Raw genomic sequence first — 17,085 nt, 5'->3', positions numbered from 1 at the left:
TCAGCGGTACTTCGTGGTACCTGCCGAGCTGCGCGAATTGCTGACCAGCTTGGCGAAGCACTCGTCGACGGGGATCGCCCTGGCATCACACCAGGCATTGGCGGAGTCGGGATCGCTGTAGGTCGTTCCGGCCAGCGTTATCCACCATCCCTGCAGGTCGAACGTGGCCCAGTCGTCGCTCCAGACCAGTCGCGCCCCGGGGTACCGGGCGCGCATCCGTTGATGTTGGGCGAGGATCTCGCTGCTGGTCCAGTTCACCATCTGCCCGTCGACGTCGGGCGCGACCAATCCTGGCTGTTTGGCCGAGAGCTGAGGTACCCACCGGTCGGCCACCCCCGCGCTGACGAAGGGCTGGTCGGCTTCGGCTTGTGCGCGCAAGGTGGCGAGAGCCTGGGCTTGGAGGTCTACGGGGGCGGGCGCCGGGGCAGGGGCAGGCACCGGCACCGGTGCCGAGGCCGCAATGGTGGCGGCGGTAGGGGAAGGGGCGGCGGTCGAGGAGTTGCGGTCGCGTTGCAGAACGATGATCCCCGCCGCGATCACACCGACTCCCAACGCCATGACAACCACCAGTGCCCCCAGAATCCACGGCCACGGCGACGGCCGTTGCGGCGGTGGCATGGCTGGCTGGTAGCCGGGATAGCCGGGATAGCCCATGTTCGCCTCCGCTCTCGCAGCGGCCGGACGGTCCCCATCAGGCGCTCGGTCGCCCGTGCCTGCTGAGCAGTCTATGACTGTTCAGCAGGTCATTCGGCTTCCGTTGCGCAACCGACATCCGTATATCAGGCGCTCAGCCGCACGACGGCGTACTCGCGCCCGGCCTTGGTCTGGTACTTGTCGTAGCGCGGTTGGGCGGTGGTGATGTGTTCCCAGGCGGTTGCCCGCTCGGCACCGTCGAGCACGTGCGGTGTCACCGCCACGGCATCTCCGCCGGGTAGCTGAACAGTTGCCTGATCGGGGTGGCCCATCAGGTTGAGGAACCAGTCGGGGTGACCGTCCTTGCCGCCGGAGGCGACGAGCAGCCAGGACCCGTCCTCGCCGGGGAACCAGGAGATCGGGGTGTCGCGCGGCTGGCCACTGCGGCGGCCGACCGTGTGCAGGATCAGCACATCCATCCCCATGAAAGTGCCCTTGCCACGGCGGATCTTGCGGTTCATCCGCGCGTTCATCCGGTGCTGCATCCAGCGAGAGAATCCGCTGTGTGAGTTGGCTTTGCTCGTTTGCTGATTCGAAGACATGGTGACAGTTCCTTTCACGAGGAGGGGGAGCCTCAGCCCCAGGCGCCGGCGATCTGACGGGTGCTGGCGTTGAGCCGGTTGAACATGTTGGTGACGCCGATCATCAGCACGATCGACGCGAGCTGCTTCTCGTCGAAGTAGCTGGCGGCGCTGTCCCAGATCTCGTCGGTGACTGCGTCGGGACGGTCGGCCATCCGGGTGGCGGCCTCGGCGAGTTCGAGGGCGGCGCGCTCCTCCTCGGAGAAGAACGGGGTCTCGCGCCAGGCGACCACGGTGGCGAGGCGGTCTTCGCTGACGCCCGCTTTGCGCGCGGTGGTGGTGCCACCGAGCACGCAGGCGCTGCAGCCGTTGATCTGGCTCACCCGCAGGTGCACCAGCTCCAGGATCTCGCTGTCCACGCCGCCGGTCTCCACAGCCTTGAGCACCTGCTGGATCGGGCCCATCGCGTCGGTGAGGACCATGGCCGGGTTCTTCATCCGAGACTGCATGTCGTTCTCCTTGTTCGTTTCTCGTCCGCTGCTTGCGGTGTGTCTCCATAACAGCCCGTGCGACGCTGGAACAGAATGGCTGTGGGACACTGTGGGACAGCGAAAAACGGCCCTGACCATGGGCTTGTCGGTCGTGAGATTTATGGTCGCGGCCGGGACAACGGGAGTGGAACACGGTGGTTGCGCAACAGCGGACGGCACGGGCATACCCGCAGGACGAGCTCGCAACGCGGCTGCGACTGATCCAGGAACTCTCCGGCCGCGGCGTGCGCGCCCTGGCCCGCGACACCGGCCTGAGCTCGTCCTCGCTCTCGCGCTACCTCAGCGGCCAGACGGTCCCGCCGTGGCCCGCGGTCCTCGAGCTGTGCCGCCTGGTCAAACGCGACCCGCGCCCGCTGCGCCCGCTCTGGGAGCGTGCCAACAACCCCCTGCCCGCCCCGCCGAAGACCAGCCGTCAGCCCGCCCCGCCGAGCCCGCCGGCCGACGCCCCGCCCCCGCCGCGCAACGACCTGCCCCGCGACGTGCCCGACTTCACCGGCCGAGAGCAGGCGCTGGCCGACGTGCTCGCCGCCGTCCGTGCCGACCGCGTGGTCGCCATCGACGGCATGGCGGGCGTCGGGAAAACCTCCCTCGCCGTGCACGCCGCGCATCGACTCACCGCCGAATACCCCGACGCCCAGCTGTATCTCGACCTTCACGGCTTCACCGACGGACGCCAACCGCTCGACCCCGACGCCGCCCTTCGTGCGCTGCTGGCCGCCTTGCAGGTGCCCTCGGAGAAGGTGCCCCAGGACGGGGATGTCGAACTGCGAGCGGCCTGTTGGCGTTCGGAGCTGGCCCGGTTGCGCGCTGTCGTCGTGCTCGACAATGTCGCCGATGCGGCGCAGGTCAGCCACCTGTTGCCGGGTGCGGGCGAGTCGGTGGCCATCATCACCAGCCGCAACCGATTGCTCGAACTCGACGAGGTCCCGCCGGTGACCCTCGACGTGCTCACGCCGGAGGAGAGCGCCGAACTGCTGGTGCGGGCCAGCGGCGACGCTCGCGTCGGACGGCTGGCCAAGGAGCCCGAGCAAGCCGCCGAAGTGCTGCGCCTGTGCGGCAACCTACCCCTGGCGCTGCGCTTGGCCGCCGCTCGTCTTCGGCATCGCCCGGGCTGGTCGGTCGGCATCCTCGTGGAGCGAATGGCCGAGGGCGCCAGCGAATTCGACACCGCCTTCGGCATGTCGGTGCGTCAGCTCAACCGCGACCAGCGCCGCCTGTTCCGGCTGCTCGGCCTGATCCCCGGCTCCACGTTCACCGACTACGTCGCCGCCGCCGTGGCCGACGTACCGCTGCGCAGCGCCCGCGCCATGCTCGAGGACCTCCTCGACGCGCACCTCGTGCAGCAACCCGCCGACGGCCGCTACCGCCTCCACGACCTGGTCCGCCAACACGCCCGCACCGCGACCTTCGAGCACGACACCCCCGCCGACCGCGAACGCGCCCTGCATCGCGTCCTCGACTACTACGTCCACACCGCGGCCGCCGCCGACACCGCCATGCCGTTCCTGTCGCCGACCCGCCCCGTCTCCGCCGGTTCACCGCCCGCCGAGCTCCCGCATTTCCCCGGTCGTGACGCCGCGTTCTTCTGGTTCGTCTCCGAGTACACCAACCTGATGGCCGTGTTCTACGCCGCCGTCGAAGCCGGCGCCGACACCCACGTGTGCGAACTACCGCGCTTCATGCGCGCCTTCCTCGCCCGTCGCTGCGGCACCACACACCTCAATGCGCTCTTCGAGCAATCCCTCACCGCCGCACAGAATCTCGGTGACCCACGGCAACTCGCCGAAGCGCACAGCGATCTGGGATTCGCCCGCTACAACGCGGGCCGCATGACCGAAGCGGCCGCCGCCTACGCCGCCGCCGCGCCCCTGGTGGTCGAAGTGGGCGACCCGCTGCCCCGTGCCGAACTGACGATGCGCTGCGCCCAATTACGCTGGGACGAAGGCAGTATCGACGAACCGCTGGAACTGTTCCGGCAAGCCCGCGACCTCTACACCACCGGCGGTTGCCCGACCAGCGCCGCCGACGCCATCGCCGGTGAAGCCTGGGCCATGCTCCAGTTGGGTCAGCGCGACCGAGCCGCCCAATTGGCCCGCGAAGCCCTCGCCGTCCCGACCGGCAACCCCTCGCTCCAGGCCCAGATCACCCTCGGCGTGGCGATCGCGGCCGACGAACCCGAAGAAGCCCTCGACCACCTGAACTGCGCCCTCACACTCGCTCGCGAGGACGGCCACAAACACAACGAAGCCTGGTGCCTGAACTGTCGGGGTATCGCCCTGCGGGAGATGGGTCGCTACGAAGAAGCGCTCGCCAGCCACCGAGAGGCCTTCGCCCTGTTGGACGCCCTCTTCGAAGACCACTGGAAGATCCACTTCCTCAACAGCTACGCCGAAACCTGCCGTCTCGCGGGACTGCCCGACGAGGCCCTCGACCTCTATCGCCAAACCCTTACTCTGGCACCGGAACTGGGCCACCGGTTCGAGGAGGCGACAGCCCACCAGGGCATCGCCGACGTCCTCGACGCGACGGACCCGGCTGCCGCCACCGAACACCGCGCGGCAGCCGAGTCCCTCTTCGCCGACATCACCCCATCGACTTCGCTCCATCCAGCGACTCCCGGATGATGTCGGCGTGGCCGGAGTGCTGGGCGGTCTCGGTCATGATGTGCATCAGCGTGCGGCGCGCGGTCCAGCGTCCGCCGGGCTCGAACCACGGCGCCTCCGGCAGGGGCTGACTCACGTTCAGATCCGGGAGGGTGCGCACGAGCTCGTCGGTGCGTGCGGCCACCTGCTCGTATTCGGCCAGTACGCCCTCGAGCGTGTCGCCGGGCAGCATCCGGAAGATTTCGCCCCACTGCGCGATCTGCTCCTCGGTCATCGAGTCGAAGTCGGGGGCTTGCGCGGGCCCGTCGAGGATGAAACCCGCCCAGTTCGCTTCCACCGCGGCCACATGCTTGATCAGGCCACCCAGGCACAGCTCGCTGGCGGTCGTGCGCAGACCCGCCTGCTCGTCGGTGAGGTCGCGGACGGTGAAGCGCAGGAAGTGCCGATGCTTGGCGAGCATCTCGAGGATGTCGGTGCGCTCGGTGTCGATCTGGATGCTGCTGGTCATGAGCGGATCCTTTGCTTGTCGGTGTGGTGAAACCCAAGGTAGAACCCATTGCGGCCAGTTTCTGTCCGCAATTGCGAGATAATCGGAATATGGCCGATACGAGCGCACGCACCCTCCGACTGCTGTCGCTGCTGCAGACCCACCGCTATTGGTCCGGCACGGAACTCACTGAGCGCCTGCGTGTTTCGTCCCGCACGCTGCGCCGCGACATCGACCGCCTTCGTGAACTCGGCTATCCGGTCGACGCCCGCCCCGGTGTCGACGGCGGCTATCAACTGGCCGCGGGCGCCGCGCTGCCGCCCCTGGTCCTCGACGACGACGAGGCCGTAGCCATCACCGTCTGCCTGCAAGCAGGCTCCCAGGGTGCGGGCGACGGCCTGGCGGAACCCTCCATCCGCGCACTCGGCAAGTTGGTCACCGTCCTGCCCACCCGCCTACGCCGCCGCGTCGACGCCCTGCGCGCCATGACCGAGTCCTCGGCCTGGACCGCGGTCCCGCTCTCCGACGTCGACCCCGCCGTCCTCACCGACCTGGCCCTCACCTGCCGCCGCGAAGAACGCCTCACCTTCACCTACACCGCCGCGGACGGCCGGACCAGCACCCGAGAAGTGGAACCCCACCGCCTCGTCTCCCTCGGCCGCCGCTGGTACCTCGTCGCCTACGACCTCGCCCGCCACGACTGGCGCACCTTCCGCGTAGACCGCCTCACCGCCTCCGCGACCACCGGCGCCCGCTTCCGCCCCCGCACCCTCCCGGCTCCCGACGCCGCCACCTTCGTCCGAAACGCCGTCGGCGCCCGTCGATCCGGCTACACCGTCACCGCCGAAATAGAAGCCCCCGCCACCGACGTCCACACTCGAGTAGGCCGCTGGTGCACCATCACCGCCCTCCCCGACAACCGCACCCATATAGAAATGACCGTCGACGAGCTCGACTGGCCGATCCTGTTGCTGGGCAAAGTAGGAGCGGAGTTCCGCGTTCTCGGCCCACCGGAACTGGTTACGCAGCTGCGGGAATGGGGGAGCCGCTTCACCCGTACTCAGCCATGAGTTCGCCCCGTCTGCCTCAGCGCGCTATACCTAACCCATGAATCTGTCCCAGCTGAGCTCGGCGATCGAGGCGGCTGTCGCCCAACATCTCAACGAACTCGGCAAAGCGGTCGGCTTGCTGCCCCTGACCTGGTTCGTCGCGCCGTCGGTGACCAGCGACGACAGCATGGAGGCCATCCTGTCTGTCGAAGGTCAAGCCGGTAGCCATCTTTCGCAGCACCCGGGTCGGGTGGTCGATCAATGGGCCAACATCCTCGGACTACGCCGGGTGTTCTCGCCGACCCCCGGGGTGCACGCGGTGGAAGGTCTCCTCGAGCCTCAGCCCGGGGAGTATCGGTACGAGATCCGCATCTGGGGTGTCGTCGACCCCGCTGTGCTGCACGCCCAACGGGATTGGGGCCGATGGCAGGGCTGACCACCGGTCAGCCGCGATACCGCCCCTTCTGCCGCCGCTGATAGAACAGCAGATCCACTTCCACCGGCTCGACCAATGCCGTGATCTCGGCCAACCTGGTGTCGTACCGGAGCTCGGTGATGCACCGATGCAGATAGGCCCGCCGCTCCGGCGCCAACTGCGCCCAGATCGCGCCGAACCGCGCCTGACCTCGCTCGCCGGAGACCGCGACGAGATCGAGTAGCGCAGGCCAGCAACCGGTTTCGGTCGCCCGCGCGGGCAATTCCGCCACCGCCGATTCCGGTAGCAGAGCCAGCGCGTACCCCGCCGCGCTCCTGACCTCGCCATCCATCCGCGACATCAACGTGAACAGCCCACGCCAACTCTCCGCATCCTTACGCGCGTCCATCGGCGCGACGAGATCGACCCCCACATCCGGATCGTTGAACACCGGATTGCCGACCAACGTCCACAGCCCCAACGGCGTGAGATACCCAGCCAACGTGAGGAATTCGGGCACCGCGCCGAGCGCGAGCGCGTTGCGCACCAGCCGCGCGACATCACCGGGCTGCGCACTCCCGAACAGAATGTCGCCCACCCGGCGGATCACATCGGGCGCGCACCGCGAAAACACCGACAGCGCAGCGTGTTGCAGGTCGGAAGAACCCGACAACACCGTCTGCGCCATCTGCGGAACCCGCTTGTGTGGCCCATCGAGCAGCTGACGAATAACCGCACTCAGTACGACCACGTCGTAGGAAAACGCCGCCGAGAAGATCAGCCCGGCGTCATCGCGCACCCCCACTTCGACAGCGGCGAGCACTTCCGGTGTGGCACAGGCCAAGAACGGACCAACCGTGATGTAGTCGCGCCGCCGCAGCAGCTCGTTGAGGATCTCGACGATCGGCCCCGGCGCCATCTGATCGACCAACTGCTCGATGGCCCGCGGATCGAGATAGGGCGCACAGTCGGCCGCGTACCCCGCATCGAGCAGCATCAGCGTCTCAGCGGCCTTGCCCGGATGATCCAGCCCCACCGACCCCGCCGCCCGCCCCGTCATCATCGGCGGCACCAGCTTCTGCACCAGCGGAATCGACATGGTCAACGGAATGAACGGCACCAACGAACTGATCCGCCGAAAGGTCTCGGTGTGCTGATCGAACAACACCCCCGAAATCTGCTGATTCAGCGCATGCAACCGATCGGCCCCGAGATACCGCAGGTGATCCAACCGCTGAGGATGGACATGCAACGTGCGAGCCAACAGAATCAACTGCGCCCGAGTGATCAGGTCGGTCATCTGCCGCCGAACATGATCTTCTTCGTCACCCGGCGCAACGGCCGAGGCAACGCGGAGACCATCGAATCGATGGACTTGTCCAACGCGGCCGCCTCGAACGTACTCGCGGCCCTCATCAACTCGAACAGATCCCGAGCCTGATCCGCCGGCAGCTGCTCCAACGCGGGCAGTGTCTCCGGCAAGCCACCTTCACGGTCACTTCTGACAGTCATGCGGCTCCTGGGTAACGCGATCTCTCCTCCGAGGGTCCCCTTTTCCGCTGTCGCGCGCTACAACTTCGCCGAATCACTGTGCATGACAACGAAAACCCCAGTCCAGGTACATGTAAACCGACGTACCACTTTCTGTAGCGCGCTGCTGCGCCAAACATTGTCGGTTGTTCGATTGCCCTACCCGGACGCGGTAGCGGGGTCGCAGTCAGGACAGATGGACCTGACTCAACGCATATCGCGGGCGGCACTTTGGTCGGTCGCGGTGTCGCAGTATGCCCAGAGACGTCTGCGTTGCCGGTCTTCGGACGCTATTCTTGGTCGAGTTGCGGTCACTGCAGCGAGGGGGCATCGATGGGGGTCGAACCGGAACACGGTATGCGCAACGTGCTCCGAGCCAGTCGCCTGACATCGATCGAGTTGTGCGCTGGTGCAGGTGGACTCGCACTCGGGTTGGAGCAAGCCGGATTCGATCCGGTGCTTCTGCTCGACAACCGTGACGTGGCCTGCGAGACCTTGCGAGCAAACCGCCGCGGCTGGAACGTGCTGCACAAAGACCTGCTCCGATTCGAACCCAGATTCGACCTACCGGGACACTGTGAAATCGACCTTCTCGCCGCAGGTCTGCCGCGTGTGAAGTCAGCAGCGACCGCGTCCCGACCCAGGGGAAGCAGCTGGGAATTGGAACTGTTCGAGACGACCGCGCGGTTGACGGTGGAATTGCGTCCGCGTGCGCTACTGATCGAGAACGTTCCTGACCTGCTGAAACGGGACGAATACGCATCGAGTCGCACTCGGGTTGCCAAGCATCTCGAGGACGCCGGTTACGAGTACTGCTGGTTGCTTGTCGATGCGTGCGACTTCGGCGTGCCGCAGCACCGCGAGTACGCGGTCATGGTCGCACTCCGCGACGGCGGGACCGAGGCCTTTACCGCGAATCTGCGTCCGATCCCGCCCGCGCCGGGCCTGACAGTCGGAGCGGTTCTCCGTGGATCGATGGGTGCACGTGGGTGGTCGCAGGCCTCGGATTGGGCCGCAAAAGCGGATGGGATTTCGCCGACGATCGTAGGAGGGTCGTGGGATCGGGGTGGCGGTGACTTGGGCCCACAAGGTTCGGTCCGCGCATGGGCGAAGTACGGCGTGAACGGGCGTGCACTCGCCGACGACGTGCCGGCGGCGGAGTTCGTCTGGGATCCATCGATGGGGGTTGACCACATGCTGAAACTCACCGTTGATCAGGTCGCCGCGCTCCAGGGATTCCCGCCGTACTGGACCTTCGAGGGACGAAAGACAGCTAGGTATCGGCAGGTGGGCAACGCAACGCCGCCACCGTTCGCGCATGCGCTCGGACTGGCGGTGCGGTCAGCTCTGTCGACTCGCTGACGGCCGACTCGGCGTGCCTCGGTCGCGCCGCTAGGATCTCGAGGCATGCCCCCTGACCAACGCGAGCCGACGTTGCCACGCCGCGCGGACATGGTCGATCTGTTTGCTGGGCCCGGTGGCCTCGATGTCGCGGCCCGGTGGTTGGGTCTGGATGTTTACGGATTCGAGTGGGACCGCAATGCCTGTGCCACCAGGGCGGAAGCGGGTTTGAACGACCGACCACACGACGTTCGTGACTTCGGTCCGGAGGACGTCCCGGGTGCTTGGATTCTCGCAGGTGGGCCGCCCTGCCAGACTTTCACCGTCGCGGGTTCCGGTTCAGGCCGCAAGGCGCTTGACGAAGTGTTGAGCTACGTCGACCGGATGGGTGTCGGCGACGATATTTCTGAAGATCTTGCCAAGCTGAAAGATGAGCGAACTGGCCTCGTGCTGGAGCCACTGCGGTGGGCTCTGGAAGCGCACAAGCGCGAGGACCCCTACAAAATTATTGTCCTGGAGCAGGTTCCGGCTGTCCTGCCGATCTGGAAGCGGATGGGTGACGTCCTCAAAGGAATCGGCTACCAAGTTACCGCCGATGTCCTTCGCACCGAACAGTTCGGTGTCCCGCAGACGCGCAGGCGCGCCATCCTTATCGCACGGCTCAGCGGTGAACCCGAACTCCCGAACGCCACTCATCGTCCCTACCGCAAGGGAGTAGGCAGAGCGCTGGGCGCATCGGATCTTCTGCCCTGGGAGACGATGGGGGACGCGTTGAACCGCGGCTACGACTTTCAGGTCATCTCCAACTACGGCACCGGCGGTGACCCGAAGTTGCGTGGACGCCGCAGCTCGCTGGAGCCCTCGGCGACAATCACGGGGAAGGTCTCGCGAAACCAAATCGTCGACAGCACGGGCTTTCCCTGTCCACGATTCAGCCCGGCTGAGGCCGGTCGCCTGCAGACCTTCCCGCTGGACTATCCCTGGTCGGGTGGCGACATCGCGCAGCAGATCGGCAACGCGATCCCGCCGGTATTGGCATTGCATGTGCTCTCGGCGGCGTTGGGAAGTCAGGTGAGCCACGAAGAAGCCGCGAAGGTCGTCGATCGACCCTGGCTCGACACTCGCGCCTCAGCCCCGCTCGACCACTTGCAGCAGATGGGCCTGTTCTTCAGTTGAGGGTGTAGCGAACCGTCGTTGCCCACCGATAGCTCTCATCGACCGGGTAACAACTCTCGTACTCGCTTCCAACTGGTCGTATCGAGCCGATAGTGTTACCCACAATCTGGGGGAGTGAAACCTCCTATCGTCGACCAAGAGGTTCGTGCGCAGGTGGGAGTTCGATGACTGATCTGATTGACGGGCAGTACGAGGTGTACAAGGCGCTCCTTGACACGTACTCCCCGGCCGAAGCCATCAAGAAGCTCCGTCAGTTCGGTCCGTCGGAGGACATCATCAAGCGGATCATGGAGCGCTACGACGCGGACATGATCCGGATCAAGGAGATGCGCGAGCCGCACTCCGTGGTGATCGACAACTACGAAACCTGGTATGCGGGACCGCATCCCGGTGACAAGCTGTGGCCTGCGATCGAGGATGACCTCATCAAGCAGGGTTGGCCGCAGGATCCTGCGATCAACAGCCTGGACGACTCGTCTACGCGGATCGTGTCGTTGTTGCAGCATCCACGCAAGAACGAGTTCTCGACTCGTGGACTCGTCGTCGGTTACGTGCAGTCCGGCAAAACTACGAACTTCACCGCAGTCATGGCGAAGGCAGCCGACCGGGGCTACAAGCTGTTCATCGTCTTGGCCGGCATCCATAACGGGCTGCGAAGGCAGACCCAAGCGCGGCTCATTCAACAACTGGTGCAACCGAATCCGACGCTGTGGACGCAGATCACCGACCTCGATCGTGACTTCTCGCCGACCGCGAACCCAGCGAGCTTCTTCGGAAAGTCGAACAAGACTCATGTGCTGTGCGTGGTCAAGAAGAACGCGACGGTGTTGCGGAAGTTGGTCAAGTGGCTGGATGACGCCTCGGAGTACCTGGCGGATTGTCCCGCATTGATCATCGACGACGAGGCTGATCAGGCGACCGTGGCGACCAAATCGATCAATCCGTTGATCCGCGGGATCCTCAACACCCTGCCCAAGTCTGCCTATGTTGGGTATACCGCCTCGCCGTTCGCGAACCTGCTCATCGATCCGTCCGCTGATGATCTCTATCCCGAGCACTTCATCGTGAACCTGCCCAAACCGCACGGTCATTTCGGCACCGAGGTGCTGTTCGGTCGGTATGCCCTGGATGGGGAGGACCCGACCGAAGTCGATGACGGCTACGACATGATCCGCAACGTTCCCGACGACGATGTAGCACTCGTCAGGCCCAAGACCAGGGCGGATGCTGAGGATTTCTATCCGTCGATCACTGAAACGCTACGTCGAGCGGTCCTGTACTTCTGGTTGACTACAGCTGCCCGCCGGGTTCGGGGGACCGGAAATCCGCATTCCACCATGTTGATTCACACCAGCGTGCGGACGGCAGTGCACAACAGCTTCCGCGATCCGCTGCTGTTGCTTCGTGCTCGGGTCGGAAACAACCTCTCGGATCCCGCCCTTCGTCGTGAGCTTCGTGAACTGTGGGAAACGGAGACTTCGAAGGTGCCCGCCGAAGAGTTCGGTGAGAAGCCAGTCCTATTCGATGGTCTTGCGGCAGAACTGCCTGGTGTGCTGCGTGATTGCCGCGTTGTCATGGACAATTCCGAGAGCACCGATCGGCTCGACTACGAGAACGGTCCAGTCGTCGCTATTGCGGTGGGCGGCAACACGTTGTCGCGTGGGCTCACGTTGGAAGGGCTCTCGGTCAGCTATTTCGTTCGGGCGGTTTCCACCTACGACACGCTGCTGCAGATGGGGCGTTGGTTCGGATATCGCACTGGGTACGCGGACCTGCCCCGGATCTGGATGACCGAGGAACTCGAGGATTGGTTCCGGCACCTCGCGACGGTCGAGACCGAGATGCGTCGTGACATCGACGTTTACATGACCGAAGGTAAGACCCCGATGACCTTCGCCGTGCGACTGCGGACGCACCCCTCGCTTCGGGTGACTGCCGCTGCGAAGATGAAGGACGCTGTTTCGGCGCTGTCGTCGTACGGTGGGCAGCGGGTCCAGACTCGCTATTTCCGCAAAGACGCGGACTGGCTGCTTCGCAATCAGACGGCAGCGCGGAATCTCGTGAACTCGGCGCTCGCGGCAGGCGGCGCCGAAGGGAACGGCGCGGACGGCCGCTATTTGATTCGCGACGTGTCGAGTGAACTCGTCCTCGGCTTCCTGCGTGACTACCAGTTCCATGAGAAGTCGCAAGAATGCGACGCGGAGTTGATGGCCGGATACATCGAGAAGCGCATCCGAAACGCGGGTACGTTGCGCCGGTGGAACGTGGCCGTTTTCGGGAAGCCTGCGGTGGCAGAACAGGACCTGTTCGACTTCGCGCCGGGGGTCAGTGTCGGCCGGATCATGCGTTCGCAGTTCGCTTCCGGCGTGGACCACACCGATATCAAGACGTTGATGAGCCGTCGAGACGCGGGCCTGGATCTGGACGGGATTACTTCTGCCACCACTGAAGGCGATATTGCCAAAGCCCGCAAGGCTCAGCAGCCGGATGCAGGATTGCTGGTTTTGTATCCGATCGACAAGGTGTCGGAGCCCGAGCCATCCAAGGCCAAGCGGGAGCCCTTGAACGCACCGGAGCATGTAATCGGCGTCGGTCTCGTGTTTCCCTCACCGACCAACGATGACAGTACGGTTGCCTGGGAATCCGACTACATTTCCGCTGACCTTTCCGGTGTCGAGATCGAGGAGGAGGACTTCAGCCCCCTCGACTCCGAGGAAATCTGATGTTAAACGATCTGAAGAGCGTTCTCGACGATCAGTGGCGACTGCTGCAACGGCGCCCGAACTCTGAAGCTTCCGTCCTCACTGTGTCCGATCTTCCGGTGCCAACGCCGAACGGGTCGTTGGCCGCAGGTCTGGACAGTAATGGCAACCGCCATCTGCTTGTGCCGATCGGTGCGCACCAGGTCGTGCGAAAAGGTCTCAACGGTCCGGTGCTGCGGCTGAGTAAGCGGACACTGGAACATGATTCGAGGTTTCAGGACTTCGCCGACCTTGCGTGTCTTCGTTCGGATCTGAATGATATCTTCGCCACCCTGTGCGCCGATATTCTGTACGCGACCGAGGAGTCGCCGGACAACCCGGTAAAGGTGCTGCATCGCGTACTCGACCGCTGGCGGGCGCTGTTCCTCAACCCGGGTCCGCCGCTGGGAACGCAGCAGCTCGCCGGACTCTTCGGTGAATTGATTGTCTTGGAACTCCTGCTCGAACATGACAGTGGCGCGATCCGATCGTGGAAAGGGCCCTCCGGTCACCGGCACGATTTTGCGACCGATGCCGGCGCGGTCGAGGTGAAGACCTCGACGAACCCGAGTGGGCGAGCGGTTCGAATTCACGGGCTCGACCAGTTGGAACCACCGCTCGGCGGCGCACTCGGATTGGTGTGGCTGCGGCTGGAATCCGACATGCGGGGCGGCATCGGCTTCCTCGAACTGATCAAGCGTGTACTCGACCTCTCGGATGACGAGAGCGAGATCCTGACACGGCTGGCCGCTGTCGGATATCGCGCAGCAGACAATGACCACTACGCCCACTCGCGATACACGATCAACGAACAGCGTTGGTACAACGTCGATGTCGCGTTCCCCAGACTCACCACCGTCGATTTGGCAGCGGCGGCGATTTCCACCAATGTGCGCAATGTCGACTACACGATCGACCTATCTGGGGATTCACCCGCACCGATGGAAACCAACGACGTCGAGAGGCACATCAAAGCAATGCTCGAGGAATCCCGATGACGGCACCAGCGTGGGTCTCCCAAGCGTTTCCGCCCGAGGGCGCGAGCGCCGCTGAAGGCATCAGAAACCAGCTCGGTAAGCCCGAGTTGGACCACTTGACGATCCTGGTCCGTGAATCCGCGCAGAACAGTTGGGACGCTCGCCAGGGCGATGGAATCCCCGTCGACTACCGCATCGATCTGCAGACCGTCAGTGCAGCCGATGCGCCGGCGTGGCGCGAAAACCTCCTGCGCAAGGCACCGGCGAAACAGCGGCTTCCGCTTCGGGACGCATTGCAACAGCCCACAATCCGAGTGTTGTCGATTTCCGACCGTGGTACCCGCGGCCTCGGTGGACCGACGCGGGCCGATGCTGTCACCGATCAAGGCCGCGATTTCGTCGCGTTCTTGCGCAATATCGGTGAGCCCCGCGAGCGGGAACTGGGCGGCGGCACCTACGGTTTCGGCAAGGGAATCCTTTACCTCGCATCGGGATCGGGCACCATCCTTGTTCACACCCGCTGTCAGTACCAGGGGACGTTCGAGACGCGTCTGATGGCGGCGGCACTGTGGAAGAGCTACGACGCCAAAGAGGAAGATCGCGAACGCCGCTACACCGGTCGCCATTGGTGGGGTGATGTATCGGGTGACGTCATCGAACCGCTGGTGGGATCCGACGCCGACGCGATGGCCCGTAAGCTCGGCCTTCGGCCGTTCGGGGCAACCGAAACCGGAACGACGATCTCCATCCTCGATCCGAACCTCGAAGGCGGTGAACCCTCCGATATCGCTCGGTACCTCGCGGAAACCATCGTGTACCAGTTGTGGCCGAAGATGCTGCCCGACGGTAATGGTGTTCCGCCGATGAGGTTCTCGGTGACGTGTGACGGTATCGAGTACCCGGTGCCAGATCCGGCAAAAATGAAGACGCTGAAGTTGTTTGTCATCGCCTATCAGAAAATGGTCGGCCGTGATGCCGAGGAGCTACATTGCAGGCGACCCAAGAAGCTGCTCGGCCGTTTCGGAATTCAGCAGACAGTCGCGCTCCGGTTCGAACCCAGTCAGGCCGAGTACATGGCTGGATTCGAGACGGGCATGGTGCATCATGTGTGCCTCATGCGTCCGGCTGAGCTTGTGGTCACCTACTGGCCGGGGCCGAAGCCCGCGAGCGAAATATCCGCTTACGCAGGCGTTTTCCGTGCGGACAAGGATGTCGACGTAGCCTTCGCGAGGGCTGAGCCGCCGACGCACGACAACTGGAATTATCAGTCACTCGACCATCCCGAATACTCGTTCGTGAAGATGGCCTTCACCCGAATGAAGGAAGAGATCGACAAGGTCATCGGGCCGCGGGGGAGTAGCGGGGTCGAGGTCGCGCAGGTGTCGCTCGGTGCGGCAAGCGACCGGCTGTCTCCGCTGGTCGGTGGTGCATGGGGCGTCGGCTCGGCCACTGACTACGGCAAGCCTGGGGATACGGCGCCACCGCCGCGGCTCGCGCCGAAGCGGCGGCCGAGTGGCATGCGAAACGATCCCGCAGAATCCGAAGATCTCGAAACGCCGGATGCGTTCGAGGCCCGAGGTTCGGGTGGCGCTAATTCGTCAGGTGGTGACGCCTACGGAGGCACCGGGAACGGTCGGCCATTCGAAACGAATGCACAGCAAGCCCCGGCACGGCGCCGTCGCCCCAAGATCGAGTACGTCGGTGATCCCGAACCGGACGAGCTGTGGGGGCACGGCGTTGTCGTGCAGCGGTTCAAGCTGCCGGTCGCAGTACTTCAGCGGGTCAGTGCTGATGTCGCCGTCGCATTGGCCAGTGATGGTGGACTCGAAATGGATCCACCCACCGGTGCCGAGATACCCAACCTTGTGGGCTGGGAAGATCCAGCCGGAGAGGTTCATCAGACGCCGACATACGTCATCGAGGGCGGCGATGGCCGCGTGTGGAAGGCCGTAGTCAAGCCTGCCGCCGACACGATGACCGATATCGTCCTGTTCACTGCGGCGGTCGTCTGATGGCCAACCGTGTACTGCCGTACAAGAAGCCGACTGCCGGCGTGATTCGGGCAGGGGAGTGGTTGATCACTATCGGTGGCGAGGAGATGCCATTGCCGGATCACCTCCCGCACTGGGACTACCAGACGAATTTGTCGTTGCGCAGGGTCGTTCGCGTCGACCTCGCACGAGCACTGGCCGAGTCGACACTCGCGCCGGGAACGGAGTTGGCGTTGGCCGCGGTCTGGACCTCCACCGGATCCAAGCTGCGCGGAGCGCTGTCCCGCGCGATCGTTCCCGCCGTCGGTGAGGTCGAGTTGCGAGCCGATCTCGTCGGCGCGGACCTGGGTGGTGTCCTCACACTCGACACTGCATTGGTGCTGGCACGGCGCAGGCACGGCACCGATCGGCCGGTAGCACCTCGTCGTGGAGGATCTGTGCTGTGGAGTGATCGCACCCAGATCCGGCTGCAGGGCGATGCACCCCAATTTCCCATTGCCATCGTTGATTTCGAGCGCACCAATTATCCTGGCGAAGCCGCCTGGCATCTCGAGATCGGCACGGACCTCGATGTCGCCACCATGGGGTCACTGCTGCTGCTGGTCAATGAGAAGAAGACGTTGATCGCAGAAGCTCTGCAGCGCGCGGGAAGTCCCCGATTGCAAGACAAGATGGCACTGTCGATGCTTTACGCGGACGTGGCACGAACAATGGTCGACCACGCTCTGCGCATCAGTGAATTCGACGATGACGCAACTTATCTCGACGAGACGCTAGGAGCCACCTTGCAGGAGTTGTTCGGTCGCCTGTTTCCCGGCCGAACCATCACAGACGTCCGCCTCGCCGCGGAGCAATCCCCGAACCTCTTCGCCTCGCAGTTGCAGGCGGCGGTCAAGATATTCGAGGGGATCGTATGACACTCCTCTACCCGCGACTCCTCCGTCACCGCGCCAAACCTCTTGCCGCGGAATACAGAGAGCGCAGTCCGATCGAGTTGAACAGTCGGTGCT

15 protein-coding genes are annotated in these 17,085 nt (G+C 64.6%); 9 read left to right on the top strand and 6 right to left on the bottom strand.

Annotated elements, in window-relative coordinates; all coding sequences use genetic code 11:
* The 3 genes from QX204_RS23300 to QX204_RS23290 form a co-directional block, all read right to left on the bottom strand.
* The gene (locus tag QX204_RS23300) at positions 1-654 is read right to left on the bottom strand and encodes a hypothetical protein (protein WP_301902313.1); all 654 of its coding nucleotides are present in this window, start codon (positions 652-654) and stop codon (positions 1-3) included.
* 125 nt (positions 655-779) lie between these two features.
* Positions 780-1,235 carry a nitroreductase family deazaflavin-dependent oxidoreductase gene (locus QX204_RS23295; protein ID WP_301902312.1) on the bottom strand — a complete coding sequence of 152 codons (456 nt, stop codon included), beginning with the start codon at positions 1,233-1,235 and terminating at the stop codon, positions 780-782.
* Positions 1,236-1,267: 32 nt separating this feature from the next.
* Positions 1,268-1,723 (bottom strand): carboxymuconolactone decarboxylase family protein, encoded by a 456-nt coding sequence (locus tag QX204_RS23290; protein WP_301902310.1) that lies wholly within the window; start codon positions 1,721-1,723, stop codon positions 1,268-1,270.
* Positions 1,724-1,899: 176 nt separating this feature from the next.
* Here QX204_RS23290 and QX204_RS23285 point away from each other — a divergent pair, with 176 nt between their 5' ends.
* Positions 1,900-4,389, top strand: coding sequence for a tetratricopeptide repeat protein (locus QX204_RS23285; RefSeq protein WP_301902309.1), 2,490 nt, complete (start codon positions 1,900-1,902; stop codon positions 4,387-4,389).
* Here the strand turns inward: QX204_RS23285 and QX204_RS23280 are convergent.
* Positions 4,349-4,876, bottom strand: a complete 528-nt coding sequence (locus QX204_RS23280) for a DinB family protein (RefSeq protein WP_301902308.1) — start codon at positions 4,874-4,876, stop codon at positions 4,349-4,351. The two genes, QX204_RS23285 and QX204_RS23280, sit on opposite strands and share 41 nt — an antisense overlap.
* Before the next feature lie 89 nt (positions 4,877-4,965).
* Between QX204_RS23280 and QX204_RS23275 the strand changes: the two genes are divergently transcribed.
* The gene (locus QX204_RS23275) at positions 4,966-5,925 is read left to right on the top strand and encodes a helix-turn-helix transcriptional regulator (protein WP_301902306.1); all 960 of its coding nucleotides are present in this window, start codon (positions 4,966-4,968) and stop codon (positions 5,923-5,925) included.
* Positions 5,926-5,962: 37 nt separating this feature from the next.
* Entirely contained in the window at positions 5,963-6,340 is a 378-nt protein-coding gene (locus QX204_RS23270; protein WP_301902304.1) for a hypothetical protein, read from the top strand.
* 7 nt (positions 6,341-6,347) lie between these two features.
* Here QX204_RS23270 and QX204_RS23265 read toward each other — a convergent pair whose 3' ends face one another.
* Both QX204_RS23265 and QX204_RS23260 read right to left on the bottom strand, forming a co-directional pair.
* On the bottom strand, positions 6,348-7,619 hold the full coding sequence (locus QX204_RS23265) for a hypothetical protein (RefSeq protein WP_301902302.1): 1,272 nt from the start codon (positions 7,617-7,619) through the stop codon (positions 6,348-6,350).
* Entirely contained in the window at positions 7,616-7,831 is a 216-nt protein-coding gene (locus QX204_RS23260; protein WP_301902300.1) for a hypothetical protein, read from the bottom strand. Before QX204_RS23260 ends, QX204_RS23265 begins: the two co-directional genes overlap by 4 nt.
* 351 nt (positions 7,832-8,182) lie before the next feature.
* On the opposite strand from QX204_RS23260, the gene QX204_RS23255 reads away from it, so the two are divergent.
* The 6 genes from QX204_RS23255 to QX204_RS23230 all read left to right on the top strand — a co-directional run bounded on the left by QX204_RS23255 (position 8,183) and on the right by QX204_RS23230 (position 16,992).
* Positions 8,183-9,211, top strand: a complete 1,029-nt coding sequence (locus tag QX204_RS23255; RefSeq protein ID WP_367620204.1) for a DNA cytosine methyltransferase — start codon at positions 8,183-8,185, stop codon at positions 9,209-9,211.
* A 45-nt stretch (positions 9,212-9,256) separates the two neighbouring features.
* Entirely contained in the window at positions 9,257-10,366 is a 1,110-nt protein-coding gene (locus QX204_RS23250) for a DNA cytosine methyltransferase (protein WP_301902299.1), read from the top strand.
* 164 nt (positions 10,367-10,530) lie between these two features.
* On the top strand, positions 10,531-13,089 hold the full coding sequence (locus tag QX204_RS23245) for a Z1 domain-containing protein (protein WP_301902297.1): 2,559 nt from the start codon (positions 10,531-10,533) through the stop codon (positions 13,087-13,089).
* The gene (locus QX204_RS23240; RefSeq protein ID WP_301902295.1) at positions 13,089-14,105 is read left to right on the top strand and encodes a PD-(D/E)XK motif protein; all 1,017 of its coding nucleotides are present in this window, start codon (positions 13,089-13,091) and stop codon (positions 14,103-14,105) included. Before QX204_RS23245 ends, QX204_RS23240 begins: the two co-directional genes overlap by 1 nt.
* The gene (locus QX204_RS23235; RefSeq protein ID WP_301902293.1) at positions 14,102-16,096 is read left to right on the top strand and encodes a hypothetical protein; all 1,995 of its coding nucleotides are present in this window, start codon (positions 14,102-14,104) and stop codon (positions 16,094-16,096) included. Before QX204_RS23240 ends, QX204_RS23235 begins: the two co-directional genes overlap by 4 nt.
* A complete protein-coding gene (locus QX204_RS23230) occupies positions 16,096-16,992 on the top strand; it encodes a hypothetical protein (RefSeq protein ID WP_301902292.1) in 897 nt (298 codons plus the stop codon). The genes QX204_RS23235 and QX204_RS23230 overlap by 1 nt, the downstream gene beginning before the upstream one ends.
* Positions 16,993-17,085 lie beyond the last annotated feature (93 nt).

Origin of the sequence: Nocardia sp. PE-7, assembly GCF_030486425.1 — a bacterium.
Lineage (GTDB): Bacteria > Actinomycetota > Actinomycetes > Mycobacteriales > Mycobacteriaceae > Nocardia > Nocardia salmonicida_A.
Note: the sequence above shows the minus strand (reverse complement) of the source record. Positions and strands in the feature narration are given on the sequence as shown.

Excerpts from the sequence above, each read along its gene's own strand:
- QX204_RS23260 (WP_301902300.1), bottom strand. The coding sequence starts at position 7,831 with ATGACTGTCAGAAGTGACCGTGAAGGTGGCTTGCCGGAGACACTGCCC.
- QX204_RS23235 (WP_301902293.1), top strand. The coding sequence starts at position 14,102 with ATGACGGCACCAGCGTGGGTCTCCCAAGCGTTTCCGCCCGAGGGCGCG.
- QX204_RS23300 (WP_301902313.1), bottom strand. The coding sequence starts at position 654 with ATGGGCTATCCCGGCTATCCCGGCTACCAGCCAGCCATGCCACCGCCG.
- QX204_RS23295 (WP_301902312.1), bottom strand. The coding sequence starts at position 1,235 with ATGTCTTCGAATCAGCAAACGAGCAAAGCCAACTCACACAGCGGATTC.
- QX204_RS23240 (WP_301902295.1), top strand. The coding sequence starts at position 13,089 with ATGTTAAACGATCTGAAGAGCGTTCTCGACGATCAGTGGCGACTGCTG.
- QX204_RS23245 (WP_301902297.1), top strand. The coding sequence starts at position 10,531 with ATGACTGATCTGATTGACGGGCAGTACGAGGTGTACAAGGCGCTCCTT.
- QX204_RS23255 (WP_367620204.1), top strand. The coding sequence starts at position 8,183 with ATGGGGGTCGAACCGGAACACGGTATGCGCAACGTGCTCCGAGCCAGT.
- QX204_RS23275 (WP_301902306.1), top strand. The coding sequence starts at position 4,966 with ATGGCCGATACGAGCGCACGCACCCTCCGACTGCTGTCGCTGCTGCAG.
- QX204_RS23280 (WP_301902308.1), bottom strand. The coding sequence starts at position 4,876 with ATGACCAGCAGCATCCAGATCGACACCGAGCGCACCGACATCCTCGAG.
- QX204_RS23290 (WP_301902310.1), bottom strand. The coding sequence starts at position 1,723 with ATGCAGTCTCGGATGAAGAACCCGGCCATGGTCCTCACCGACGCGATG.
- QX204_RS23230 (WP_301902292.1), top strand. The coding sequence starts at position 16,096 with ATGGCCAACCGTGTACTGCCGTACAAGAAGCCGACTGCCGGCGTGATT.
- QX204_RS23270 (WP_301902304.1), top strand. The coding sequence starts at position 5,963 with ATGAATCTGTCCCAGCTGAGCTCGGCGATCGAGGCGGCTGTCGCCCAA.
- QX204_RS23265 (WP_301902302.1), bottom strand. The coding sequence starts at position 7,619 with ATGACCGACCTGATCACTCGGGCGCAGTTGATTCTGTTGGCTCGCACG.
- QX204_RS23250 (WP_301902299.1), top strand. The coding sequence starts at position 9,257 with ATGCCCCCTGACCAACGCGAGCCGACGTTGCCACGCCGCGCGGACATG.